This is a genomic window from Treponema phagedenis, assembly GCF_008153345.1.
In the GTDB taxonomy this organism is placed as follows: Bacteria; Spirochaetota; Spirochaetia; order Treponematales; family Treponemataceae; genus Treponema; species Treponema phagedenis.
Genome location: NZ_CP042818.1, coordinates 1,742,928 through 1,769,233 on the forward strand (window position 1 = coordinate 1,742,928; position 26,306 = coordinate 1,769,233).

A 26,306-nucleotide genomic window follows, 5' to 3' on the forward strand; every position below is an offset into this window, starting at 1 on the left:
TCTAAAATTTAATCAGGGTTGCAGTTTAGTAATTTTTCGATTTTATAAAAAATCCGGTAAAATTGGACTCCATTTGCGGAGAGTATACGCTTCTTCAATATGAACGGAAGCTATTTTTTCCTCTCCTTCAAGATCGGCAATAGTACGCGCTATTTTTAATAACGCATGGCTTCCTCTGCCTGATAATGATTCTTTTTCGGCTGCCGCATCTAGGGCTCTTTTTGCTTCTGCGGATAGTATACAAACCTTGGTTATTTCTTCCGGTAAAAGATAGGCATTTTTGTATTTTGCCGCTATGCGCTTGTTTCGGTGTCGCTGCCACTGTCTTTCAATAGCTGCTGCAACTTTCAAGCGCAAGTCTTTCGTAGAATGGGTGCTTTTTGAGATGAGTTTTTTAGTATCGGGCGACTGCACCTCAATACGTAAATCAATACGGTCGAGTAGGGGAGCGGTAAGCTTTTTCCAATATTTTTCAACAGCACTTAACATGCACGTGCAAACTTTAGTTTCAGTACCGAAATTACCGCAAGGGCAAGGATTGATTGCAAGTAAAAGCTGAAAATCAGCAGGATAGGTGCTGCTTCTTCCCGCCCTGCTTACTGTTACCATCCCCGTTTCCAGCGGAGCGCGCAGTGTTTCCAGCACAGACTGCTTGAATTGACTTGCCTCATCTAAAAAAAGAACGCCGCCGTGCGCAAAGGAAATTTCTCCGGGCATACAGTTCCCCGCACCGCCGATAATACCTTCAAGACTCGCATTCGGATGTGGCATTCTGAATGGAGGACGCGTAATAAGTATGTCTTTATCCGCAGACAGAGGCAGTAATCCGGCTACACTGTAAATTCTGGTAACCTCCAATGCGGTTTCTATGTCAATATCGGGTAAAAGCAGGGGGAATCGCCGTAGTGAAAGAGTTTTTCCGCAGCCTGGCGGTCCGTATGCAATAAGATTATGCCCGCCGGCGGCTGCAATTTCAAGGGCTTTAATTAAGGTATCCTGCCCGATAATATCTTCAAAACCGCCTGGAAAGGATTCTTCCGGCATTTCAGCGGAGCCGTTCCATTTTATTTCAAGTGTTTTTTCTTCGGAAAAATTACTGCTGCGTATAGGAGCCTGTATTGATGATTTTTGTAAGATAAGCTCAAGAGCTGTTACCGCTTCCTGTAAATTCTCTGCTGCAAATACCTCGATATTTTTAGTGATTAAGGCTTCCGCTTCGTTTTCTTTGGGTACAATGTAGTAGAAGATATTCTCTGTTACACCGGCTGAAACCGCTGCTAATACGCCGCGAATCGGTCGTATTTTTCCCGAAAGCTCAAGCTCTCCGATGGCCATCACCTTTCCGCCGCCGCTTATCCCCGCGTTTAAAACCGAAAGTGCAATAGGTAAATCAAAACCGCTGCCTTCTTTTTTTAAGTTTGCGGGGCTTAAGTTGATAAGCACCCTTTCTTGTGGAAAAATAAGGTTTGAATTTCGTATTGCCGCTCGCATTCTCTCCCGAGCCTCTTTTACGGCTGAACCGGGAAGTCCTACAATATCAATAATCGGCAGTCCTCTTCTTAAATCAGCCTCTACTTTTACAATTTCTCCCTCATATCCAAAAGAAGAAAAACTCATAATTTCCATAATGATTCCTCAAGTAGTGATCACTAATTTTTATAGCAAAAACTCATCTTGGTTTGGTTTTTTAGTTTGAAACAAGATAATCAATAAGTTTGCCAAAATCTCTTATCTCTCTTTATTATTGAAAAACAAATTTAATTTGCCATAAAAATCCGAAAGTTTTATAGTTTGAATCTTAATGTTTATGTTTAAAGAGGTTTCTGTATTTTTTTAAGATGATGTGAAAAAAGGTGGAAATTTCTAGTGTAGTGTTTTGTAATTAACTTCCTGTTATAAAAATCGGGGTATCAACAATAAGGGACTGCAGATTTAAGTATTCCTATGGTACATTGCTCACCCTTGCAAAATTCCAAACGATGTTTTAAAGCATCAACACAAAAGCCTAACATTGAAGCTTTAAAACTCGTAGGAGAAGCGGAGGTAGAAATTCCAAGGGTTCGCCCTTGCGCCGTGTCGAACTCTTTTTTATAAAACTTTTTATGTTTTGGTAAGATGTATTAAAAAAAGTATTAAAGTTTTTATATAAAACCTCCGATAATGATAATGGAGTTCGTCTGAATTCCTGGGAAACAAGGATGTTTTCTGAAAACACATTATTCCATGGAGGAATATCATGATTATTAATCACAACATGAGCGCAATGTTTGCACAGCGAACATTGGGGGTTACCAACAATGCGATCGGCAAAGACATTGAAAAACTGTCTTCCGGCTATCGTATTAACCGTGCAGGCGATGATGCTTCCGGTCTTGCAGTTTCCGAAAAGATGCGCAGCCAAATTCGCGGCTTGAATCAAGCATCGACAAACGCATCAAACGGCGTTAACTTTATTCAAGTTACCGAAGCGTATCTGCAAGAGACTACCGACATTATGCAGAGAATCCGTGAGCTTGCTGTTCAAGCGGCAAACGGTATTTACTCCGCAGAAGATCGGATGTACATTCAAGTTGAAGTTTCTCAGCTTGTTGCAGAAGTTGACCGCATTGCAAGTTCAGCACAATTTAACGGTATGAATTTGCTGACCGGACGTTTTGCCCGCGAAACAGGGGAAAATGTTATTGCGGGATCAATGTGGTTCCATATCGGAGCAAACATGGATCAAAGAATGCGCGTATACATTGGAACGATGACTGCTGCAGCGCTTGGAGTTCGCGATGCTACCGATGAAAGCATTATGACCCTTGATACAGCGGATTCCGCAAACAGAAGTATTGGTACAATTGATGCCGCATTAAAAAAGATTAACAAACAGCGAGCCGACCTCGGCGGATATCAAAACCGCATGAACTATACCGTTATCGGTCTTGATATTGCAGCTGAAAATCTTCAAGCGGCGGAATCACGAATTCGCGATGCAGACATGGCAAAGCAAATGGTTGAGTACACAAAAAATCAAGTGCTTGCTCAGTCCGGTACCGCAATGCTTGCTCAGGCAAACAATAATACCCAGTTGGTATTATCACTGTTGCGATAAGAGACTTTAAACGCTCGGTTTAAAGTTTGGCTATTTTTTGCTCTTAAAGAGCTTTTAACTGATAGGAAGCCTTTAAGCGGCAAAAAATTGTTTGGATCTCTCTTGTTTTTTTGTCAACGAGGGAGTATAATGGTCGTAAATAAGGAGAAAATTCTCTTTATTTAACTTGATCTTTGAAAAATTTCCCTTAAGAAGCCCTGTATCACAGTGTTGGTGATTTTAAATAGAATCACCAACACTGTGTGTTTTATTGAAATGATAAGAGGCGCAATAATCTTAATTCATGCAATAACATACAGTATCAGTATCCCGGCAAGGAAGCCGGAATAAAACTTCATGGAGGGGTATATGATTATTAATCATAACATGAGTGCAATGTTTGCACAGCGACAAGGCGGTATTAACGGTGCCTTGATTGTAAAAGATATTGAAAAACTTTCAAGCGGCATGCGTATTAATCGCGCAGGTGATGATGCTTCCGGTTTAGCAGTATCGGAAAAGATGCGCAGCCAAATTCGCGGCTTAAATCAAGCCGGACAGAATATCCAAAACGGGGTTTCGTTTATTCAGGCTACCGAAGGATATTTAGCAGAAACAACTGATATCGTACAACGCTTGAGAGAGTTGGCAATACAAGCTGCAAATGGAATCTATTCCGCTGAAGATAGGATGCAGATACAGGTTGAAGTTTCTCAGCTTGTTGATGAGGTTGATAGAATTGCAAGTCAAGCTCAGTTTAACGGCATGAATCTTTTGACCGGACGATTCGGCAGAAATTCAGAATTAGGTCCGATGCAGCTACATGTCGGTGCAAACATGGATCAAAATGAGAAAATTTTTATCGGCACAATGACCGCTGTTGCTCTCGGTATTGTCGGAGAAGCGCAGGGCGGTGAAGATGAAATGATTTCCATGTCAACAGTGGACGGAGCAAATAAAGCTATCGGAAGCCTTGACAATGCACTAAAAACAATTAATAAGCAGCGAGCCGATCTCGGTGCATATCAGAACCGTTTTGAAATGGCTTATAATGGCATAGCCATTGCAGCGGAAAACTTGCAGGCGGCAGAGTCACGTATTCGTGATACGGATATGGCAAAGGAGATTGTTGATTATACAAAGAATAATATTCTGCAGCAATCTACAATGGCAATGCTCGCACAGGCAAACACACAGCCGCAAGCGATATTGCGCCTGATGCAATGAATCGGTACGGGGGATAACCTGGAACGCAAAGAGGATGAATTTTTCCAAAAAAGCGAGGAACAGGTATAAGAGACTTCCGGATGTCATCTCTTACCCCCTTTAAACGGAAAAAGGAGTTGCGCCTCCTTTTTCCGTTTGAATACAATAAGCAGTTTTTCTGCTTTTATATTATAGAAAACTCAATGTCAAGGATGACAAAAAGAACCAAGGAGGTTGCTATGAGTATTGCTATAAAAGGAGTAACATCAACGGCTCAGATATTGCCGGAAAATTCGGCAGCTGCAGTCGCGAAGACAAGAGTTAATTCCGTCAGCTTGACGCAAGACCAAAAAGCGGCATTTCCTCCCGCTTTGACAAATGAAGAGCTGGCAAAAGCAATAGAGCGTATTCGCAAAATTTCCGATATGTTTGGTAGAAAATTACAATTTCGAGTGAATAAGGCTATTGACCAAGTTGTGGTAAAGGTTATTGACAGTAATACCGACAAGGTTATTAGGGAAGTCCCCTCAGCAGAAATCCAAAAACTCCAGGAACGTATTAAGGAAACAATCGGTCTTCTTTTTGACGAAACAATCTAGTTTTTGTTTTAACTGCCGGAGAGATGAGGAATAATATATGTCTGATATAAGTATCCCCGGCGTTGGAACCGGAAAATATGATAAGCTTGTAGAAACGTTGATGAAAAAAGAGCGTGTTCCGCGTGATAGGGCTGCGGAACAGCTTAAAACGTATCAGATACAAAGCGGATCTTTAGCCGCAGTAAATAAATTCTCACTTGATTTGCGTGATGTTGCACGCAGTTTATATTCTTTTAACAATCCTTTTGCCGAAAAACTTGTATCTTCTTCAAACGAAGCCGCCATATCCGCGACAGCGGGGCGCGATGCAAAAGAGCGAAATTTCCAAATTTCCGTGGTGCAAACAGCGGAAGCCGATGCCTTCCTTTCCGCTGAAATTGATAAAAATTATAAGATTCCGAAAGGTACGTATACCTTTGGTATCGGAGATAAAACACTGAGTGTGAATTGGAAGGGCGGAAATTATAAAGATTTTATTGAGCGCGTTAATAGTAAAGGTAAGGGGCTTTTGCAAGTAACCGAAATAAAAACCACCCCCGAAACACGCTCGCTTCTTTTTAAATCCTTGATACCGGGAAAAGATAACAGGCTGCAGTTTTCGGATGATGCCTTGTCTTTTGCTTTACAGGCAGGAATAATAAAAAAGAATGATTCCGCTACGGTACAAGTGGATAAGGTTAATCTTCAGGTACAGCCGCAAAGTACCGCAAAAGCCGTTTTTTCCCAGCCGGTGCGGGCAAAAGACGGTTCTGTGCTTGAATGTACTGTTCAGCTGAATTCTTCTCAGCAAGCTTCCTCCGCCCAACAAGAACATTCCCTCGACGAAAGCGGTAATCCTATCTATGAAACTCCGGGGGAGGTTTCGTTTAAAGGAGTAACGGTAAAAAACGAATTATCCCAAGCAGGACTCCCGCCCAGTATTCCTGATGAAAATACGCCGCAATCCGGGGCTGCTCAGCAGCGTCGCTATGACCTTTTATTTTTGGAATCGGTACGCGGCGTTGCACTTCCTATGCCGCCCCTCGCGGACACAACCGAGCCGCAGAAAATTACAATTCCGCTCAGCGAATACGGGGATGTCACTGCTCTTTCCGTTCAAAACACAAATGCCGATGTACATCTCTCTATTCAAAATATAAAAATTATTGACCCGAAGGTTTCCGGTGATTATGTGCCGGTATCCGCCGTTTCTCAGGCTCAGGATGCAATTATCAATTTTGAAGGTATTCAAATTACTCGCTCTACAAATGAAATTAATGATTTGATTCCGTCGGTAACGCTTAGTTTACACGACAAAACCGACAAAAAAGAAACTATTTCGATAAAACCGGATATTGAGGCGATAAAAACTTCGGTTATTGAATTTGTTGCAAAATACAACCGGCTGCTTGCCGAAATAAATATTGTTACCGCAAGAAAACCCGCTCAGGGGACGCAGTCCAAAATACTGGAAGAACTGACCTATCTTTCCGAAGATGAAAGAAAGGTTGAAGAAGAGCGGCTTGGAAGTCTTTCAAACGATATGACGCTCCTTACGCTTAAAAATAATTTGCGGCAACATATGAGTAATATATACATTACCGATCCCGAAAGCCCGATAAAAAGTCTTGCTCAAATCGGAATTTCTACCAATTCAGAGATGCGGGGCGGAATTCAAGCATCTCGGCTACGCGGCTATCTTGAAATTGATGAAAAAAAGCTTGATGATGCTCTCAAAAACAACATGGAGTTGGTAAAGCGTTTATTCGGCTCCGATACGGACGGTGATTTGCTTGTTGACGAAGGCGTTGCATATCAATTATACACTCAATTAAATCCGTATTTGGAACGAGGCGGTATTTTTTCGACAAAAGCAAACGGCATAAGTACCAGAATAGGAGCAACCGAAAAACGCATAGAAGGGTATGATAAACAACTTGATAAAAAGGAAAAAGACTTAAAATATAAATATGAGGCGATGGACGGAACCTTACGATCATTGCAAAAACAGTCCGAATCTATAACTAATTTTAATAAATCTTTGCAAAATCAAAATAAAGGAAACTAAGCGCGTATGGAAATAACGATAAACGGAGAAATACTGCAGTATACTATCGAACATGAAAAAACAATCGGTGAGGTACTCGGGTTTATTGAATTGCAATGCAAGGAAGCAAAGGCAACCGTTGCGCAGGTACTGGTTGACGGAAAAGAACTTTTACCCGAGGAATTGGATGATCTTTTTAATAAACCGGTTGATACGGATATAAAAATAGAATTAAGTACTTTATCAGGACAGGATGTAAAAATATTGATAAAATCAATTTGCACACAACTTATTGATACTGCAGAAAAGTTAAAAGAAATTCCGTTGCACATGCAATCGGGAGAAATAAACAACTCTCTTAACTTGTTAAGTGAATTTTCCGAATTATTAAATAAACTATATTACTGCTTTACACTGTTTGACATTGCGGGGATAGATCCGCAGTTAAAAATACATGAAAAATCCATTGAAGAATACCAAACGGAAATTTCGCCCTTACTGCCCGATCTTGTACAAGCGGTAGAAGAAAATGACATTGTAACGGCGGGAGATATCGCTGAATATGAGCTCGGTCCTCTGGTAAAAGATTTTGCATCAGGACTATCTTCCATACATCATATATAAAACGGAGTTATTCAAGTGCTGGTAAAAACTATTGATAACATCAAGAAAAAATCATCCTTTATTTACTACAGAAAAGAATTCTCGGCAACAGCCCATTATCAGTTTCTCGGATCAGTTAAAAAAGGAAAAATTGAATTTGTTGTTGAAGTAACACCGACCGGGTCCAACGAAATACAAATCAAGTTAATTGATCCTGTTGATTATCCCATACTCTCCGTTTTAAGAGACTTAAAAAAATCAGTGAATCGACTTGTGGAAGAAGATAAATTACCCGAATAATAGCACTCGCTTATGAAGACTCTCAAAAAACTAAAAGCAGCAGTGCGGATTTAACAAGTTTCGCTTATTAAACCTGCATTATTGTATTTTGACAATACTAAGGAGGAGTATTTGATGTATCATTGTGTATCAAAATCTTTCTTTATATTTCCTTGCAATAATCTTTTTTTAGTGTTAGTATACGGCAATCCGCAAGAAATAGTGCGAGTGAGAAATCGGCGCGTATGCGTTGACGCGGATAGACAATAATTTTTAAGTCCGGGAGTTTTTATGCGAATGCGGTTTTCATTTTTAAGACTTTGGATGTGCATGGTTTGTTTTTTGTTTGCTTTTAATTTTGCGTTTGGGCAAACTCAGCCGGATGCGCTTAAGTATTACCGAAACGGACGCAGTATGGATTCTGCGGGGCGAAGGGATGATGCGCAAAAAGCCTATAGTCAGGCGATTGCGATTTGCAGACAGGAACTTCAAGCTAATCCGAAGAATATGGATTCTTATACGGTGTATACGTGGTCATTGTTCAGGCAAGGCAGGTATGCGGATACGGTGATTATCTGTAATCAGGCGTTGAAGATTGCAAATGACGTACGGATTATAGAAACGCTCGGCGAAGCTCAGTTTTTTTTGGGCGATTATAAAGAGTCTCTTCGGCAAATGGAAAAGTATATTGACATGGCTCCCGGCGGCGAGAGAATCAGTATTGCCTATTTTTATGTGGGAGAAATTTACCGGCTTACCAAACGGTTTCAGAAATCGGATATTGCATACTCTGCGGCGGTGCATCACGAGCCTTCAAATCCGTTGTGGTGGTACCGGCTGGGCATTACGCGGGAAAATGCCGGCGAGAAAAAGGCGGCACTGGAAGCCTATCAGCGTGCGGTCAGGCTGAAAGGCGACTATAAAGAGGCGGCGGAAGGTATCAGGCGTTTAAGTTAGTGTAAGGATTAAGTTGCCGTTATACTAATTGAATCATTAACAGTTATGGCTTGCGGTTTTACCATTCCTATGGTAAGTTTACCCACCGTAGCAATATTCCAGACGATGTTTTAAAGCATCAACAGTAAATTGTAAAATTGAAGCTTTAAAACTCGTAGGCGAAGTTACAGTAAATTTTCAAAACTTCGCCCTATGGTAAGTTTACCCACCGTAGCTCTACTGTAAATAAGAAATCCAAAAATTACAATAAGAACCGCCACGGATGGCGGTGGTTCCAAGCAGACGGTTTAGTTTTTGCCACGGACGGCAAAATCAGAACGGGCACGGACGCCCGTGGTTCCAAACAGAAACGATGTTTTAAAGCATCAACACAAAACTGTAAAATTGAAGCTTTAAAACTCGTGGTTTAGTTTTTGACACGGATGTCAAAAACTAAACCGGGACTCTTTTTTATAAAATTTTTTTATGATTCATAGTATTAAAAGCTAAAGCTCTCAGAAAAACGATACTAAGCGGCAGTAACGTTCTGAAAACAGTTCCGTTTTACTCTGCGTTTGGTTGCGGTGTGTGAAAATCAACCCCGAACCAGAGGGCGGGGTCGGCAAGGTCTGCCGCAATTTTTCCGATTTCAACTGAAGCGGTTGTTTCCGCAATCAAATACTGTTTTTTGTTATATTGAAAGCGCGCCCCTTTGCCTTTGCAGTCAACGGCAGCGAGGGCATGGCTTTTTTGCGGCGAAACCATAAGAATTGTATCAATTCCCATCTGTTGTAACACAACCGCCATCAATACGCCGCGTACATCGCAGTCTCCTTTTTTTTCGATAGCCGCATCGGGTATATTGATAAAATCGCTGCCCGCTGGGTTTCGTTTGTATTGAAAACCCTGCAGCCAAGTCAGTATGCGTGCGGCGGTTTTTCGCGCATCTTTTTTGGCTTCTTTCGGAAGTGCGGTGCCTATTGCAAAACTGAACTGAGCAAGTCTGTCCCACGCGTCCCGATATATCATGCGGTAATAGCGCTGCCAAGCAGCCTGTACTTTTTCCGGATTTTGGCGGTACAGCGTTAAAATAGAAAATTCCCTGTCAACAACCGCCTGATTTGCCTGCCCGTCATTTTTATCAAAAAGAACGGATATTTTTGATTCGTGAAAAGAAACCGTCTTTTTTTCCAAACCTTTTTTCGGATAGGCTGCGGTTGTTATCGGCCCGGGCGTAAAAAATGAGGCTCCGTCGGTAAAAACCGCATCCAAGGCGGAAAGCATCAGCGGCTCGCAGCGTTTTTCCGCTTCTTTTTCGCAGTAACTTAACAGTACCAACCAGCCTTTTTCGTCGGCAAGCTGCAGTGTCAACAGTCTGCCCGTCATTTGCTTATTATCTGCGGTAAAAGACAGGGTTGCGTTGAGGGCGGGTTTATCCCGCCATATAAAAGAAGTGATCTGCTTTTTCGCAGACAGTTGTGTGAAAATATGCTGCGCAGCCTCATCAATTGTTTTAAATTGAGTTTGGGGATACAGGGCAATTTGCACGTCTACCGGCAGTATTTCGGACTGAAATAAATAGCGTGAATTGCCTTCTTTTTGCACCAGTCGAAAACCTTCGGGTAAATCAAGCGCATAGCCCCACGTCGGGGATGTCATAAAATCCGCAAAAAGCGAAACGGTTGCGGTTATAAAAAAAACTGCGGCAACGCTGATTATCTTAAGATTTTTTTTTAATTTCATTGTATACTCCGAGTTATGAATTCAAATCCCAAAAAAGAGATTCCCGTTCTTTTTGAAAATGATTCTCTTTTTATAATAAACAAACCGGCGGGAATTTCGGTACAGGGCGGGGCAGGTATTTCAAACTGCATTATCGATATTTTGGAGCGGCAATGTGCGGCAAAACTTTTTCCGGTGCACCGCCTTGATAAAGAAACTTCCGGAGTTCTGCTTATTGCAAAAACTTCGCAGGCGGCGGCGGAGTATTCAAAAATCCTGCAAGCAAAAACCATTGTGAAAGAATATCGGGCGGTTTGCTTTTATGCGCCGCCGAAACAACGGGGCAGTATTCGCACGCCGCTGCGGGAAAACGGCACGGAAAAAACGGCGGTTACCGACTACCGTGTTTTAAAAAAAACGGAAAACCACTCTTATCTTTCGCTGGCGCTGCATACCGGCAGAAAGCACCAAATCAGAATTCACCTTGCCTCGCTCGGCTGCCCGATTATCCTCGACGATAAATACGGAGACTTTAAACAAAACAAAGCGCTGCAAAAAGCATTCGGCATTAAAAAAATGCAGCTGAGTGCCTACTCGCTTACCCTCCCGCTTGACGGAAAATCACGGCAAATTATCGCCCCGCTTCCCGCTCACATGACGGAAGCGCTTGAAAAGCTGGAGCTTGGCGGAGGAACATGCAACCCTGTGCGCGATGCGCTATAGCAGGGTAATATTCTTCTAATCAAAAAGAGTCCGACACAACGCAACGGTGGGCAGTTTACCATAGGAATGCTTAAATCTGCATCCCGTCTGCCATTATGTAGGCAGAGTGTTCACACGTACGGGTGTGAGGTGTTCATACGTTGTAACCACCGCAGGCATAATTTTGCCGTCCATAGCAAAATTATGCCTGCGAGTTTTAAAAGCACTTGAAAGCGGCGGTGCTTTTAAAACATCGCTTCTGCGTGGAACCACGGGCGTCCGTGCCCGTTCTGATTGTTGTTTTAGTATTCTTGATTAAATCAGTGCTGCGAGTTTAAAAGCTTCAATTTTATAATTTACTGTTGATGCTTTTAAACATCGTTTGAATTTGTTCTGAGTTTTTGACGTCCATGTCAAAACCAAACCTTGCGAGTTTTAAAGCTTTGCAATCTGTTTTGCTTTAAAACATCGCTGCTGTTTGGAACCACGGGCGGCCGTGCCCATTCTGATTTTGACGTCCGTGGCAAAATGCAACGCTCAAGTTTTACCTAGTTACGCTGTGGAGTATCAGGTAAAAATATCGAATGTTTTATTCGGTAAGCTTTATTATCGATACATTCTCGAATGTGAAGTTAATTACAAACCGTCAATATCGGAATGCGGTAGATTTTTAAACGCTGCCCTGAAAGTGTGAAGGCATTTAGCCGAAGCCCTTTGCTAAATTTTTCTTTGATGTTTTTCTGCAAATCAGTGCTGCCGGAACTTCAAAATAAAAATTCTTCGGATATCTTTAAAAACGCCCTGATGCTTTATTAAGATTTTAAACCTGAGAACATTTTTATAGCGTTTGATACAAAATTCTTAAAAGGGGGAATTGCAAAAAAAAAATAAAAGTGTTATGATACTTTCCGTTACTTTCACGGTAATAAGCGGACGATTAACTCAGTGGTAGAGTGCTACCTTCACACGGTAGAAGTCATCGGTTCAAACCCGGTATCGTCCATTTTCTAATTTAACATAATGAGGAATCCAATGATCGATTACTACAACGAAATTTACACTCGTTTCGGTACAATACGGCGAGCGCGAGGATTCTATCTTTATACTTCCAAAAACATTCGGCTTATCGATATGTATCTTGACGGCGGTCAGTCTATTCTCGGGCGAAGAACCGGGCAAAAACACTTAGTGTTTAAGCAATTTCTTGACAGAGGACTTACCTGCCGCCTGCCTACACAAGCCGAGATTAATTTAAAAAAAGCAGTGAATAATTTTTTTCCGCTGATGCAGGTACGATGGTATGAGACGCAAAAAAAAGCAATCAGTATTTGTGAATCAATTACCGCTAAGCCTGCAGTAATTTGGAAACCTTTTCTGCCCGACAAAAAAATAGAAGAAAACGCCTTTGTACTTTCACTTCCTTTTCCGGCAGATTACGGTGTTGTGGTTTTTTCTTCGGAGCTCACAGATATTCCTGAATCCGATGCATTATTTCCGCCGATGCTGCAAACGCTTGCTCGCGCGTTTTTTGATCTTGCGGCAGAGACAAAAAAATATATTGAAGAAAAACAACGGGCAAATTTAAAGACAATCTCCTTTAAAAAAAAAGATACCGATAAAAAAACGCTTGACAACCTTATTCCATATTTTTGGGAACAAAAAGAAGTGTATCTTTTTCCTAAAATGCCCGAAAGTGCCTATACCGATTTTTTCCAATCTGCCCTGGATGCTCATATCCTTATTGCACCCGAGTATCATAGGCCTTCAATACTGCCTCGTTTGAACATATACACAGAGTTAATCAATTTTTTAAAAACGCAAAGGGGAAAAGTCTAGTGCTTATATTTTTAAAAACCGGACTGCTTATTATTGTAATAAAATTATTATTTAGCGCAATCTCGGTGTTCTTAGCAATTATTGCATGGAAAAAAATACGTACCTTTGCCTCACTCTTTTTTTTATTGGGAATCTTATTTTTATATCTTTTATATTTATATTTGTTTGTATCTATGCTTGGATTTATTCCTACCTATCCGCCATTTACCGGTGATATCTCAATTGTAAATATATTTTTTCATATTATGCCTTTAGTTTTTTTTATTCTTGCATTAGTGAATATTATAAAAGACGGAAAAATGTAATCCGTTTTATATTTTGTTTTGAAGTACATACGGTATTTCTTTTGTGATTATTACACAATCTACGCATAATTTTTATGCGTAAAATAAATCTATAAATATATAAGGAGGATTTCCTGCCATGAATAGGTCAACCGTAATCAGAAGATAATTAATTATTGTAACTCGAGGAGACCTATGATTAAAATTGAAAATGTTGAAAAGCAGTTCGCAGACCGCAAATTATTTTTTATAGAATTATTACAAATATTTTCCGATGAAAAAATTGCCCTTATCGGAGACAATGGGGTAGGTAAGACAACACTTATGAAAATGATTTCCGGACAGGATTCTGATTTTAGCGGAAACATTGATATAACAATGAACATACAATTTGTTGAAAAAACCTTATCCGACAAATTGACTGCGACTGCTGTAATCTCTGATCATAATAGCACAGATAGTTTAAGTCCCGGTGAAGCATATCAGATACGTTTATTTTCCGCTTTTGAAAATAATACTTTTTTATTAATGGATGAACCAACCGCAAATTTAGATTTTGCCGCAAAGGAGCGTTTAATACATAAACTGAATACAAGAAAACAAGGTTTTTTACTTATTTCGCATGATCGAGATTTTATCGAAAAAACCTGTTCAAAAATATTTGAGTTGCGGGAAGAAAAAATCTTTGTGTACAAGGGTTCATATCATTCTTATCTTGAAGAGCGGGCAAATCAGAAAAAATTCGCACAGGGCGAGTATGAAAAATATACTAAAGAGACAGAGCGGCTTTCTAAAATGGTTGATGAGCTTACGGTGCGCAGAGATAAAATACGGACAACACCGAAGCGGTTCGGCAATTCGGAAGCGCGGCTTCATAAAATGGGCGGACAGAGCAACAAAAAGAAAGTGGACAATCGAATTAAATCGGTACGCTCACGCATTGAACAACTTGCAGTAAAAAAGAAACCAATAGAAGAAAAAAAGATTGTACTGTCCATACCAGATCATGAAAAAATTCACTCAAAGATTTTAATTGAAGGCAAAAAGATCAGAAAATCATTTGGCGAAAAACTGATTTTTGACCAAGCCGATTTTTACATTGATAATACGAGCAAGGTTGCACTCATCGGAAAAAACGGAAGTGGGAAAACAACTTTGCTTCAAATGATCATTAATGGAGAGCAGATAAAAAAACATCCGCGACTAAAAATCGGTTATTTTGGGCAGCTCAATCAAAACCTACATTTTGAAAAAAGTATTGTTGAAAACATTCGGCTTACAAGTATCTATGATGAAACGCTTATCCGTGTTTTACTTGCTCGACTCGGTTTCCGCGGAGACAGGGTGGGGGAGCGTGTAAAAAATTTAAGCGATGGAGAAAGAGCAAAAGTACAGCTCGCAAAAATGGTGTCGGGAGATTTTAACTTTTTAATTTTCGACGAACCGACTAACTATCTTGAAATAAGTGCTATTGAAGTGCTGGAAGAAATCTTACAAAATTATGACCGGCCGTTTATTTTTGTATCACATGACAAGGCTTTTATTAACAATGTTGCAAATCGATTGCTTATCATAAAAAATCACAAGATAAAAACAATTACAGGAAATCTTAAAGAATACGAAAAGAGTGATCCTCCAAATATCAATAAAATGGTTTTGCAGTTTCGAATGACAGAAATTTTTTCAAAACTTTCTATGGAAATTCCAAAAGAAGAGCGAGTTCGATTAGAAGCAGCGTATGAAGAATTGTTAAAAAAGTTAAAAAACAATTAACCCTTATTTATCTTTGTTAAGGGCTACTGATAACGTGTATAGTTTTTTATAACAGCATAACTGTAGTTAGCTTTATGATCTAAAGATGTATCTTTATTCACTAAATAGTTTATATGAGTGTACATTAAAGTATTCATTTTTGTAAAAAATCAAACGAAAACTGGTAAGGCTGTAAAATATGTTATGAAAAAGTATACATCTTAAAAGTCTCTAATTCTCTTATGTACTTGTCATAAAAATAGGTGTTAAAATTGTATACACGGTAAAATTCTTCAACAGTGTGTAAGAGCGGTGCTGCAAGCTTTAATCAGCGGAAAAGCATTTTTTTACTCTGTGATAACCTTGATTTCGGATTAGTTTCGGGCGGGGACGATTTCAAGACTATGGTAAGTTTACTCACCGTTGCTAAATTCCAAGCGATGTTTTGCTTGACGTGTTATTGTAAACAGGCAAAACTCGTAGGCGAACCAATGGTAGAATTCCTAAGGGTTCGCCCTTGCGAAATTCTGAACGATGTTTTGCCTGACGCGTTATTGTAAACAGGCAAAACTCGTAGGCGAACCAAAGGTAGAATTCCTAAAGGTTCGCCCTTGCGAAATTCTGAACGATGTTTTGCCTGACGCGTTATTGTAAACAGGCAAAACTCGTAGGCGAACCAAAGGTAGAATTCCTAAAGGTTCGCCCTTGCACCGTGTCGAGCTCTTATCTTGAAATTACGGTATATTTGCGGTAGTATTGCCTTATGACGGCAACGGAAAAATTAATACTGTACCGATTTTTTAAAACATCGGCCGATTATTTGCGCGGGTATGCGCTTTCGGAGGAAGAGCCTGTTTTTGTTGATACCGAAATTGCGCCTGCGGAAGCGGCTCAACAGGATGCCGCCCCTGCACAAAACCCGAGCACGGAACCGCACGTGCTTTTTCAGCAAGCAGGGCAAGACTCTCGCTTTTCGACTATGGCGGATATTGCGCAGGCGGTACATGCTTGTAGGGGCTGCGGACTTGCGGCAACGCGCATTCATGCGGTTCCGGGGGAAGGCCCCGAAGAACTTTCCCGCTTACAGAATTCGGTGGAAGTAATGGTTATCGGCGAGGGGCCGGGCGCGGATGAGGATAAAACCGGTAGGCCTTTTGTCGGCAAGGCAGGGCAGCTTTTGGATAAAATGCTTGAGGCTATTCAGTTGTCCAGAAAGACTAACTGTTACATCACCAATATTGTAAAATGCCGACCGCCTCAAAACAGGGATCCTGCGCCCGCTGAATGTGCAGCCTGTGCGCAGTTTCTTGAAGCTCAAATCCGTTTGCAAAAACCTTTGGCAATTCTTGTATTCGGACGATGTGCCGCACAACTCTTACTGAATACCACGGAAGGAATCGGAAAACTTCGCGGACGTTTTTTTGATTATAATGGAATACCTTTGTTGGCAACCTATCACCCGAGTGCTTTGCTTCGAGACGAAAGTTTAAAGCGCCCCGCATGGGAAGACTTAAAGAAATTCCGCACGCAGCTTTTGCAGCTGAGGGCTGAACGGGTATAAGATTTTTCGTATATGGCACAGTGGCTTGAACTTATTTTTAATATTCCGGTGTATCAGTCTTTTACGTATAAAAATCTTGACGAATATAAATTCGAGAGTTTGAAAGGAAGGCGCGCGGCGGTTAAATTCGGCTCAAGGAATTTGATCGGGTTTATCATTGATGAATTTGATTCGCTGCCTGCCCATTTTCCGGTTGAAGAAAAAGATATAAAAACGGTTAGCAGAATTGTGGATAAGGAAGCGCTTTTCGGACAAGAGCAAATAGCGCTTGCGCAATGGATTGCCGGGTTTTATCTTTGCTCAGTCGGCGAAACGCTTTCTGCCATGTTGCCGTCGGGCAGACGCGAAGCCTCATTCGAGAATATGAGTCTTGATGTGCAGGATTTCAGCGCTTCTTCGTTGCGGCTTTCGGAGGAGCAGCAGCGGGCAATTACCGAGATTACCGCATGCAAGGGCAGCGGTTTTTTTTATCTTTATGGGGTAACCGGTTCGGGCAAAACCGAGGTATTTTTGCAAGCCGCTGAGGCGGTTATCCGCGAAGGAAAATCGGTTATTTATTTGGTGCCGGAAATTGCTTTAACGCATCAGGTAATCGATTCGGTTATGGAGCGGTTCGGAAATATTGCGGCGGTGTTGCATTCGGGCTTAACGGTAACCAAACGTTTCAGCGAATGGATGCGGATTAAGCGCGGGGATGCAAAAATTGTGGTGGGCGCACGAAGTGCTATCTTTGCACCGGTGCAAAAACTCGGGCTCATAATTATTGATGAGGAGCATGACGGCTCATATAAATCAGGTTCGGTACCGCGGTATCATGCACGGCAGGTTGCCATGCATCTTTGTGTAAAAGAGTCCTGTGCGCTGGTAATGGGTTCTGCAACGCCTTCAGTAGAAGCATGGCACGCAATGCAAGAAGGAAAAATCCGAAAACTCACGCTGACCAAGCGGCTTTCAGGCGGAGCCATGCCCGAAATTGAGGTGGTTCCGCTCTACGGGGAAAAGACATTGCTTTCCGAGCGGCTTATCGAAGCGGTTCGCAAAGTAAAAGAGGAGGGGAAACAAAGCATTCTCTTTTTAAATCGGCGCGGCTTTTCCCGCTTTTTTTATTGCAGAACCTGCGGTTTTCAGCTTTTGTGTAAGCATTGTTCCGTTCCGCTCACCTGGCATAAAAAACAGGGCGTGATGAAATGTCATTATTGCGGTATGCAGACGGAGCCGCCTCAGGTTTGTCCTGAATGCGGTTCGCTGGATGTCGGGTATGCCGGAATCGGTACCGAGTATGTTGAAGAAGAGGTTGCAAGAAATTTTCCGCAATGCAGTATCAGGCGGGTAGACACCGATTCGGTTAAGCCGCAGGAACTAAAAAAAATTATCACCGAATTTAAAAATGCCGAAATTGATATCCTGCTCGGCACACAGATGGTGGCAAAGGGGTTAAACTTTCCTTCGGTTAAGCTGGTGGGAATTGCCCTTGCAGATACCGGACTTCAAATGCCGGATTTTCGGGCTGCCGAGCGCAGCTTTGCCCTCATTACGCAGGTTGCGGGAAGGGCGGGGCGCTATATTCCCGACGGCAAGGTGATTGTGCAAACCTTTGCCCCCGGTCATCCGGCAATTGTTTGCGCCGTCCGTGCCGACAGTGAGGGCTTTTACGCCCAAGAACTTGCACAGCGGGAGGCTCTTCACTTTCCGCCCTTTGCACGGCTTGCGCGGTTGGTATTCCGCAGTAAGGATGAACAAAAAGCCGCTGCCGCCGCCGAAGGTGCCGCAAAAATCCTTGGCACCTTGTTGTCGCCCGAAGCGGAACTGCTCGGTCCCGCTGAATGTATGCTTTCTCTTATTGCGGGCAATTACCGCCGCCAGCTCATCCTGCGCGCAAAACAAATTCAACCTTTGCAAAAAGCCCTCCGGCAATTTGTACAAGGCTACAAAGTAATGTCGGGCGTGTATATCGAAATAGATATTGATCCGATGAATCTTATGTGAATACAGGTAGTTGTTCTCTATTTTCTAAAATCTATTTTTAAAAAAGCATTTTAATTTGCATTTTTTTCTTTTTTGCTCCAATACATATTGCCGACTAAGACAATCCTTTATCACTCAAATTACTTGCTTCATGTCGGTTATTTTTTGCGGTGTTTTTACTATTGAATAAGCCTTGCAGAGTCGGTACTATATAAATATGAAAAAGACAGTTTTAATTACCGGAGCATCAGGTTCAATGGGGTCTGCCGCTCTAAAGCAAATTGCGGAAACAAATAAGTATAATATAACGATTCTCTTACGAGAAAAAAAAACTAATATAAAACTTGCAAAAGTTTTAAAAAAAAGATACAGGGAAGTCTTAAACGTAATTTTCGGAGACTTGTCCGATTTTAATACTTGCGAAAAATGCGTACGGAATGCGGACTACATAATTCACTGTGCGGCAATTATTCCTCCGGCGGCGGATCATAATCCGAGTCAAACATATAAGTCAAATTTTTTGGCAACGGTAAATTTAATCAATGCCGCAAAAGCATCTCCAAAAAGTGCGGAAGTAAAATTTATTAATATAGGAACGGTAGCCCAATACGGCAACAGAACATTTAAGCATCCGTGGATTCGCACAGGAGATCCGCTACTGCCTTCACCGCTTGATTTTTACGGGGCGACAAAGACAATGGCTGAACGAGAAGTTATTGAATCCGGATTAAAATTTTGGGTATCGCTTCGTCAATCCGGCGTTTTATACGAAAAAATTATGCTGAATAATATGAGTGACGGGATTGTGTTTCATACACCATGGAATACGGCAATTGAATGGGCAACTGCGGAGATGAGTGGGCTTTTATTAAAAAATATTTTAGAAAAATCCGACACTGAAACTCTTTCATCGGAATTCTGGAAAAAAGTTTATAATATCGGTAACGGAAAATTTGCGAGGGTTACAGGTTTTGAAACTCTTAACCGAGGTTTTACCATGATGGGGTGTAGTGTAAAAGATATTTTTAAACCGAATTGGAATCCGCCACGCAATTTTCATTGCGGGTGGTTTTATGATTCAAAAGTTTTAAATGAATATCTTGATTTTCAACATGAAGGCTTTGAAGATTTTTTTTTAAAATTAGAAAAAAAATTTTGGTATTTTAAACTGGGAAAACCCTTTCGCTTTTTGATTCGCAAACTGATGATAGAACCGCTTTTAAAAACCACCAATGCCCCGATGTACTGGATTCAAAGCAAGGATGAAAAAAAGATACGGGCTTTTTTCGGTTCCGTTGAAGCGTTTAAAAAAATACCCGAAACTTGGGATGAATATAATCTTTTATGCGAAAACAAAAATCCGCAAACCGGTGAATACTTGGACTACGAAAAAATTAAAGATGAAAGCCTTGCAGGTAATTTACTTTTAGACCATGGATATGACGAAACAAAGCCAGAAAGCAGTCTCGATATAAAAGATATAAAAAAAGCAGCAGTATTCCGCGGTGGTAAATGTTTAAGCTCATCGATGTCCGTGGGCGACTTATATACACCGCTTAAATGGGAGTGCTCTTGCGGACACACGTTTACCGCGACGCCGTATCTTGTACTGAAAGCGGGACATTGGTGTCCGGATTGCGCCGCTCCCCCATGGAATTTCGATAAACTTGCAAAACACAGTAAGTTTTATGCACAAGTTTGGTACGACGATCACGACTTGGACGAAAATAATTTTTACGAAAAAATTGTTTTCTAGTATAACGTTTTTTTAATGCATCTTATCAAAAACGTAAAAAGTTTTATAAAAAAGAGCTCGACACGGCGCAACGGCGAACCATTTGAATTGCTACCTTTGGTTCGCCAGCGAGTTTTAAAGCTTCAATTTTACAAAATAGTGTTGATGCTTTAAAACATCGTTTGAAATTTAGCAACGGTGAGCAATTTACCATAGTAATGCTTAAATCCGCAGCCCCTTATTGTTGATACTCCAATTTTTATAACAGGAAGTTAATTAGAAAACGTTATACTAGCATAGAGGTGTTTCAAAGTCAAATCCTGTATTAATAATTCAACTCTGCGCGTTGAAATATTTTTTTTACAAAGATTGCCCGCATGCGTTGCACGCGTATTTCGTCAAACGGGATATCTTCGTCAATGGATAGGGCGCCGCTTAATAATAAGAAGGCAAGGTGGGCGGTTTGCACTCGATATAAAAGAGCATTGCAATCTTGGATCGAAGAATAACGAATAAGGTTTAACGAAATTCCTAATTTTATTTTTAAGGTAATATCAATGGCTTCTTTTATATCAAGCAGAACGGCATTTTTTGCAAGAGCCAATGCTTTTGCAATAATATCTTTTATTTGATAAATTTTTTGTTCGGTTATATAATTACGTGCGGTTCTTTCCTTTTCAATAAGCGATTGCATATAAGAGTGGAAAAAACTAATTTGTGCTTTTACCGTTCTGCCGGCAGAGCTGCCGTAAGAAATCAAGTAAAGCCAACCTAAAAGCAGCTTTGAGTCGGCTGCATAATAGGCATGTATTTCAAAACCTAATTCCGCAAGCTTATTGATTTCTTCTTGTAGAATACCGGTTAATGAAAGACCGGGCAAGGAACAAAGAATGGAATTTTTCATTCCGCTTCCTATTCGGTAAATATTTGAACTTAAATAGCCATAATGTTTTACCGCCGCAAAACGTAAGTGTTTTGAAAGAATGTTTTCTACATGCAATATAGTTTTTGCAGTTTGCTCAGGTGCAAAACCTGCGGAAAAAGAGAGTAAATGTAAATGGTCTCTGATATTAGAAGTTGCGGCGATAGCTCCGTCATTATGAATAATAACCGCTCGTGATAAAACAGGCTCTGTATCGGAAGCTAATATTCCTCTTTCTTCTAAAATTTTTTTTCCGATTGTATCCATTGCCACAAGGCGTAATGAATTATATTTTTCCGCATCGGGTAATTGATTAAATGCATCTAAAATAAGAATGGTAACTCTTTCGGCATCTTCTTTATTTAAAGCCGATGGAAAAACAAAATCTAAAAGATTACGTGAGATACCAACCTTTGTTGAAAGCACAATATCAATATCAGGCCCTGTTTCCATATACCATGCAGAGCTGTCAGTGATCATATTTTATTTGTTCCTTCAACTCATTTAATTTATCTCGATAATAAGCGGCAAGTTCATATTTTTCCATTTCTATGGCACGCGCTAAATTATTTTTTAATTCGGAGATATCGGCTGCTTGCGGAATAGGGGCGGAAAGCTCCCGAGGTACGTCATCAGTATATATGATTGAAACCGATTTTTCCCGCATAATACGGGTAACATCATTTTGAAAATAAAAAAAACAGCTTGGACAGCCGATCATCTTTTTTGATTGAATATCATTTAAGGAAGAGCCGCAAACGGGACAAGAAGGCGCGGATGAGTTTTCATCATGAGCGGAATTTTCTTTATTGAGAATTTCTTCATGAGAAAAAATATGAGAAATTGCCTTATCAATATTGGAATTATCTTTTGCGTAAAGCCCGTATTTTTCTGCACAATCCCTACAAATATACATTTCTTTTATTTTATTCTGTACTATTTGCTGTACAAAAACTTCTGCTCCTTCTGTGCCGCATAATTTACATTTCATCATAACTTCCTCATAATATCAATCGGTTTTTCTTTACCTGCCCGTATTGATGGTATCATACAAACAGTAACCGATAAAATCAATGTTCCGGAAACGATAAGATACAATTCGTTTAAGTTTAATACAATAGGAATATACTCAAGATAATAGGCAGGATCAAGTAGATGAATTTCGCCGGTTGCTGTCGACTGTCCCATACTCAGTGCTAAAAGCATATTAAGTGCATTGATGGTTTTTTCGATATATTTAAAAACCTCGTTGATATGTATTGAAAGAGTAATACCAATCGGCATGCCGATCGCAAGTCCGCCTAAGCCGGTTGCCAAACCTGCAAGTAAAAATGAAAAAATAATGGTTTCAGGTTTTGTGCCGGTTGCTTTCAATATTGCAATCTCTTTTCGTCTTTCCATAATAAGCATAACGAGAGCGGATGAGATATTTGCAGAGGCAACAAGTACGATTAAAAACATGATAAAAAGTAGAATATTTTTTGAAGTTTGAAAAGAATGAAATTGAGATCGATTCATATCTTGCCAGCTGAATGGAGAATATCCTCTCGGAAGGTTACTCATACCTGTTTGTATTATCTCTTGCATAGCAGCCTGATCAAAGGGATCTTTTGTTTGCACCAGAATAGAGGCAAGGGCTGCATCAGGAGAAAGAATTTTCATTCCCGTTTCTAATGGCATAAAAACCCAAAGCGCATCAAGTTCCTGATATCCTGAAGAAATAACTCCCGAAACTTTTCCGACAAAAAGTTTCGGGATACTTTTGCCTGTAGGAGAGGGGAAAAGCGTAAGGATTCTGCATGAATCACCTGCCGTAATGCCGAGGTCTTCCGCAATTTTTTTACCCAGTAAAATTGAGTTTTTTTCCGTAAATTCTAAAGAGCCAGCAACAACTGTCAGTAATTGAGAGGCTGCCTGATTCTCGGTAAAAAAATTATCCGATACGGCACGGATATTACCTCCCTTTCTGCCGTTTTTACCGATGACAATTCCGTTGCCGTTCACTTGCATCCACGCGCCGGTTATATATTCATTTGAGCAGTTTTCTTTAAAGGTTGCATAATTATTCTGTAATTGATTATAGCTTTCTTGCGGATTTTTATAGTTTGTTGAAGGGCGTAAATCAACAAACTGTAAATGTCCTGAACCAAGCTCAATCATTCGTGAAGTAATGCCGGAAATCATTCCGTCGGAAACAACAAGAACGATAACAAGCGGGATAATACTGACACCGATTCCCAATACTGCACCGAAAAGACTTTTGCGTGCATTTGATTCGGAGCGCCCTGAACCGATTCCTAAAAATCTTAGCGCAAATAAAAAGGGAACTTTTATCATACTGCCACCAACTTTCCGTGCTCTAATCGATAGCAGCTATCCGCCATTGAAGCAATTCCCGGATCATGCGTTACAATTAACAGTGTTTTGCCATGTTTGTCGGTAAGTGAAAAGAGCAGGTCTTGAACCGATGCGGCGTTTTGCGGATCAAGGTTACCAGTCGGTTCATCCGCCAAAACAAGCATCGGATCATTAATCAGTGCTCGAGCAACCGCAATCCTTTGCCGTTCACCACCAGAAAGTTGAGCGGGAAAATGATCTTTTCTGTTTTCAAGCCGTACATCGGCAATCAGAGAAAGCGCCCGCTCTTTTATTTCTTTTTTATTTTTTCCCGCAATGAGTGCGGGCAGCATAATGTTTTCAAGAGCGGTAAAGTCTTTTAGTAAATAATGAAACTGAAAAATCAAACCTAAAAAATGCCGACGGTATTCGGTTAATTCAGCTTCAGTAAGAGAAAGCAGATTATACGAACCGGCCAGTATTTTCCCTGAATCGGCTGCTTCCATTCCTCCGATAATATTGAGTAAGGTGCTTTTTCCGCAGCCTGATTCTCCGGTGATAGCAATTTTTGCGGCGGAAGGAATTTCCAAATGTAAGTCGGTGAGTATGTGTAAATCTTCGGATGCCGATGTAAAACTTTTATATAAATTGTTTACCGAAAGAACCGGATTATTCATAGCGCAATACCTCCGCGGGTTTTAATGTAAGGATTTTTCTTGCGGCAAACCATGCTGCCGATGAAGCGGAAAACACTCCAAATAAAAAAATAAAAACTGTTTCTTTAAAAAAGATTCGTACCGGAATAGTTTCCACATTATAAAAATATTCAGGACTGAAAATAGCAAAAGGCATTTCAGTGATGTTCGAAACAAGGGATCCGATAAAATGAATGATTATATTGATACTGACTTCTATTAAAAAAAACACTTCATTTATTTGTGCGGAAAGCAGTAGCCCTAATAATAATCCGATAATGCCGCCTATTAAGCCAATTGTAAATCCGTTACACATAAACAAAAAACGAATATCTTGTATTCTTGCACCGAGTGAGGCTAATACGGCAATTTCTTCTCTTCGTTCATAAATAGAGCGCCGCATACCGTTATAAATATTTACGGTAACTACCAAGAAAATCAAAATAACCAAGAGCATCATCATGTTTTTTTCTATTCGTAAGGCACCAAAAAAAGCCCTGTTATAGGTTCTCCAAGATTCCGCATGCAGCGAAGGAATCGTTTTTTGTAAACTATGTAGATACTTTGAATCATGTTCAGGATTTTCAAGTTTTACTGCTGCATTGTATGTCTCGGACTCACCGCATATTATTGTGCCTGTTTCGAGAGATACAAAGGCAAAGCTTGCATCAATTTCATAATAACCGGTTTTAAAAGTGCCGGTAACCAGCAGCTGATTATTTTCGGGAAATATATTTGTATCCGAAGAGCCTGAAACGGCAAGTACTGTTATAATGTCTCCTGTTTTGATAGAAAGCTGCCGTGCAAGTTCATAGCCAAGCACCACAGTGTTTTTTTTCTCAAGATCAAATGTTCCCGACATTATTTTTACAATCTCATTAAAGCCTGAATCTTTTGCACGCAGATCGGTCGGTACCGCACGCAACAGCGCTCCCTGTTGTCGGGAAAAGTTTCCTTCCATGAGTGTTTGCGCTTCTGAAAAACGGTAAAAGGAAACATACCCTCCGAATTTTTCCGCGTGCTCAATATCCGTCTTTGCCCCTGAAAGACGCAGGTGGGCGGAACTTACTTGTAATATCGCATCAATAAAGCCCATCTGAAAGCCGTTCATCACTGATAAAATAACAATTAAGGCGGTTACTCCGAGAGATATCCCCGCAATAGAAAAAATACCGGTGATTGCCGATCGACCACGGGTGTCAGCGGCATTAAATCGTTTTAGTATAAAATAAATCCATTGGAACGATTTTAGTTTCATAGTTTTCCTTATTATCGATCTTCCTTTAACGCTTCTTTTAATTTTAGAATCTCTTTATCATTTTCATATACATGAACCATTTTATAAGAGTCAAAAAAATAAATACGGGCTTGTAACACCGTATTGCGGTAAACTATTTCCGATTTTTTTTTGCCTTTTTCATAGGTCCATTCTCGTCGATATAAAACGTCTCCCTTTGTTTCTTCTCTGCTGACAAGCTCATTTTTTGCGTTATACGTATTTTCAATTTTTTGCTCTAAACCGTTGTCGGCATTGTACACTTCTTTTAAAATTAAGAATCCTGCCGCCGAATATTTTGTCATGACATGCTGCTTGTCTTTTGTAACAGTTTGAGAATAAGGATACAAGGACTCGCTTTCATATTTCCATTCTGTTTTCTCTGCAAGATTTGCTCCGCTATACAGGACGGCAAGGGAAGGGCGTCCTAAGGAATCAAACTCTTCATAATACCACGTGTCGTTATCCGCAAGCGTTAAACCGGTATCTTCTATTGAAGAAAAACCGGAAAGTTTATTTGTTTTTAATGCTTCTTTTTTTTCAGAAGTATTTTTATCGGACTCTGTTGGCAACTCGTTTTTTTTGCTTGTTTGATCTGCTTCGGTATCGGATTCTTTTTTTGCAGTATCTAAAGTTTCAGCCTCATTTTTCTGCTGATTATCGCTTTCTTTTGCCGTTGTATTGTTTTCACTTTGCGAAGAACGAGAGTTTGCATTTGACTGCTTTTCATCCGCGGATAAAAAAATACTGCTTATTATAAAAAGGAAGCAAAAAATAGCGATACGTATCTGCAT

General features: G+C 40.5%; 22 protein-coding genes and 1 tRNA gene. 15 read left to right on the top strand and 8 right to left on the bottom strand.

The genetic code is table 11. From position 1 onward, the window contains the following. Positions 1–42 precede the first annotated feature (42 nt). Positions 43–1,626, bottom strand: a complete 1,584-nt coding sequence (locus FUT79_RS07670; RefSeq protein WP_148889468.1) for a YifB family Mg chelatase-like AAA ATPase — start codon at positions 1,624–1,626, stop codon at positions 43–45. A 610-nt stretch (positions 1,627–2,236) separates the two neighbouring features. Here FUT79_RS07670 and FUT79_RS07680 point away from each other — a divergent pair. The 7 genes from FUT79_RS07680 (at position 2,237) to FUT79_RS07710 (ending at position 8,746) form a co-directional block, all read left to right on the top strand. Further along, positions 2,237–3,097, top strand: a complete 861-nt coding sequence (locus tag FUT79_RS07680; RefSeq protein ID WP_004266532.1) for a flagellin N-terminal helical domain-containing protein — start codon at positions 2,237–2,239, stop codon at positions 3,095–3,097. Between the two features lie 348 nt (positions 3,098–3,445). Further along, the gene (locus tag FUT79_RS07685; RefSeq protein WP_024752593.1) at positions 3,446–4,303 is read left to right on the top strand and encodes a flagellin N-terminal helical domain-containing protein; all 858 of its coding nucleotides are present in this window, start codon (positions 3,446–3,448) and stop codon (positions 4,301–4,303) included. A 218-nt stretch (positions 4,304–4,521) separates the two neighbouring features. Beyond that, positions 4,522–4,881 carry a flagellar protein FlaG gene (locus FUT79_RS07690; RefSeq protein ID WP_081718745.1) on the top strand — a complete coding sequence of 120 codons (360 nt, stop codon included), beginning with the start codon at positions 4,522–4,524 and terminating at the stop codon, positions 4,879–4,881. Positions 4,882–4,918: 37 nt separating this feature from the next. Then, entirely contained in the window at positions 4,919–6,928 is a 2,010-nt protein-coding gene (fliD, locus tag FUT79_RS07695; protein WP_024752594.1) for a flagellar filament capping protein FliD, read from the top strand. Positions 6,929–6,934: 6 nt separating this feature from the next. Further along, positions 6,935–7,531: a hypothetical protein gene (locus tag FUT79_RS07700; protein WP_044634553.1), complete on the top strand. Its 597-nt coding sequence runs from the start codon at positions 6,935–6,937 to the stop codon at positions 7,529–7,531. A gap of 15 nt (positions 7,532–7,546) precedes the next feature. Then, positions 7,547–7,810, top strand: a complete 264-nt coding sequence (locus tag FUT79_RS07705; protein ID WP_004266538.1) for a hypothetical protein — start codon at positions 7,547–7,549, stop codon at positions 7,808–7,810. A gap of 309 nt (positions 7,811–8,119) precedes the next feature. Beyond that, positions 8,120–8,746 carry a tetratricopeptide repeat protein gene (locus FUT79_RS07710; protein WP_081718746.1) on the top strand — a complete coding sequence of 209 codons (627 nt, stop codon included), beginning with the start codon at positions 8,120–8,122 and terminating at the stop codon, positions 8,744–8,746. A gap of 543 nt (positions 8,747–9,289) precedes the next feature. Here the strand turns inward: FUT79_RS07710 and FUT79_RS07715 are convergent. Beyond that, positions 9,290–10,468 (bottom strand): hypothetical protein, encoded by a 1,179-nt coding sequence (locus FUT79_RS07715; RefSeq protein WP_024752597.1) that lies wholly within the window; start codon positions 10,466–10,468, stop codon positions 9,290–9,292. Between the two features lie 15 nt (positions 10,469–10,483). Here FUT79_RS07715 and FUT79_RS07720 point away from each other — a divergent pair, with 15 nt between their 5' ends. From FUT79_RS07720 to FUT79_RS07765, 8 genes are all read left to right on the top strand, one after another. Next, entirely contained in the window at positions 10,484–11,170 is a 687-nt protein-coding gene (locus FUT79_RS07720) for an RluA family pseudouridine synthase (RefSeq protein ID WP_004266548.1), read from the top strand. Positions 11,171–12,080: 910 nt separating this feature from the next. Next, positions 12,081–12,152, top strand: a tRNA-Val gene (locus FUT79_RS07730). A gap of 29 nt (positions 12,153–12,181) precedes the next feature. Beyond that, a complete protein-coding gene (locus FUT79_RS07735; protein ID WP_024752598.1) occupies positions 12,182–12,985 on the top strand; it encodes a hypothetical protein in 804 nt (267 codons plus the stop codon). After that, positions 12,985–13,290, top strand: coding sequence for a hypothetical protein (locus tag FUT79_RS07740; protein ID WP_148878950.1), 306 nt, complete (start codon positions 12,985–12,987; stop codon positions 13,288–13,290). Before FUT79_RS07735 ends, FUT79_RS07740 begins: the two co-directional genes overlap by 1 nt. Before the next feature lie 174 nt (positions 13,291–13,464). Continuing rightward, the gene (abc-f, locus tag FUT79_RS07745; protein ID WP_148878949.1) at positions 13,465–15,042 is read left to right on the top strand and encodes a ribosomal protection-like ABC-F family protein; all 1,578 of its coding nucleotides are present in this window, start codon (positions 13,465–13,467) and stop codon (positions 15,040–15,042) included. 742 nt (positions 15,043–15,784) lie between these two features. After that, positions 15,785–16,582: a uracil-DNA glycosylase gene (locus FUT79_RS07755; RefSeq protein WP_002695987.1), complete on the top strand. Its 798-nt coding sequence runs from the start codon at positions 15,785–15,787 to the stop codon at positions 16,580–16,582. A gap of 12 nt (positions 16,583–16,594) precedes the next feature. Then, positions 16,595–18,568 (top strand): replication restart helicase PriA, encoded by a 1,974-nt coding sequence (gene priA / locus FUT79_RS07760; protein ID WP_002695989.1) that lies wholly within the window; start codon positions 16,595–16,597, stop codon positions 18,566–18,568. A gap of 196 nt (positions 18,569–18,764) precedes the next feature. Further along, positions 18,765–20,303, top strand: a complete 1,539-nt coding sequence (locus FUT79_RS07765; RefSeq protein WP_148879757.1) for an NAD-dependent epimerase/dehydratase family protein — start codon at positions 18,765–18,767, stop codon at positions 20,301–20,303. A gap of 304 nt (positions 20,304–20,607) precedes the next feature. Here FUT79_RS07765 and FUT79_RS07775 read toward each other — a convergent pair whose 3' ends face one another. From FUT79_RS07775 to FUT79_RS07800, 6 genes are read right to left on the bottom strand one after another with little or no spacing between them, the layout of a single operon-like run. Continuing rightward, positions 20,608–21,684 (bottom strand): hypothetical protein, encoded by a 1,077-nt coding sequence (locus FUT79_RS07775; RefSeq protein WP_024752605.1) that lies wholly within the window; start codon positions 21,682–21,684, stop codon positions 20,608–20,610. Continuing rightward, positions 21,674–22,198 (bottom strand): UvrB/UvrC motif-containing protein, encoded by a 525-nt coding sequence (locus tag FUT79_RS07780; protein WP_002694950.1) that lies wholly within the window; start codon positions 22,196–22,198, stop codon positions 21,674–21,676. Before FUT79_RS07780 ends, FUT79_RS07775 begins: the two co-directional genes overlap by 11 nt. After that, entirely contained in the window at positions 22,195–23,541 is a 1,347-nt protein-coding gene (locus FUT79_RS07785) for an ABC transporter permease (protein WP_024752607.1), read from the bottom strand. Before FUT79_RS07785 ends, FUT79_RS07780 begins: the two co-directional genes overlap by 4 nt. Next, positions 23,538–24,218 (bottom strand): ABC transporter ATP-binding protein, encoded by a 681-nt coding sequence (locus FUT79_RS07790; protein ID WP_002694945.1) that lies wholly within the window; start codon positions 24,216–24,218, stop codon positions 23,538–23,540. The genes FUT79_RS07785 and FUT79_RS07790 overlap by 4 nt, the downstream gene beginning before the upstream one ends. Then, the gene (locus tag FUT79_RS07795; RefSeq protein ID WP_024752608.1) at positions 24,211–25,494 is read right to left on the bottom strand and encodes an FtsX-like permease family protein; all 1,284 of its coding nucleotides are present in this window, start codon (positions 25,492–25,494) and stop codon (positions 24,211–24,213) included. Before FUT79_RS07795 ends, FUT79_RS07790 begins: the two co-directional genes overlap by 8 nt. Positions 25,495–25,505: 11 nt before the next feature. Then, a complete protein-coding gene (locus FUT79_RS07800; RefSeq protein WP_024752609.1) occupies positions 25,506–26,306 on the bottom strand; it encodes a hypothetical protein in 801 nt (266 codons plus the stop codon).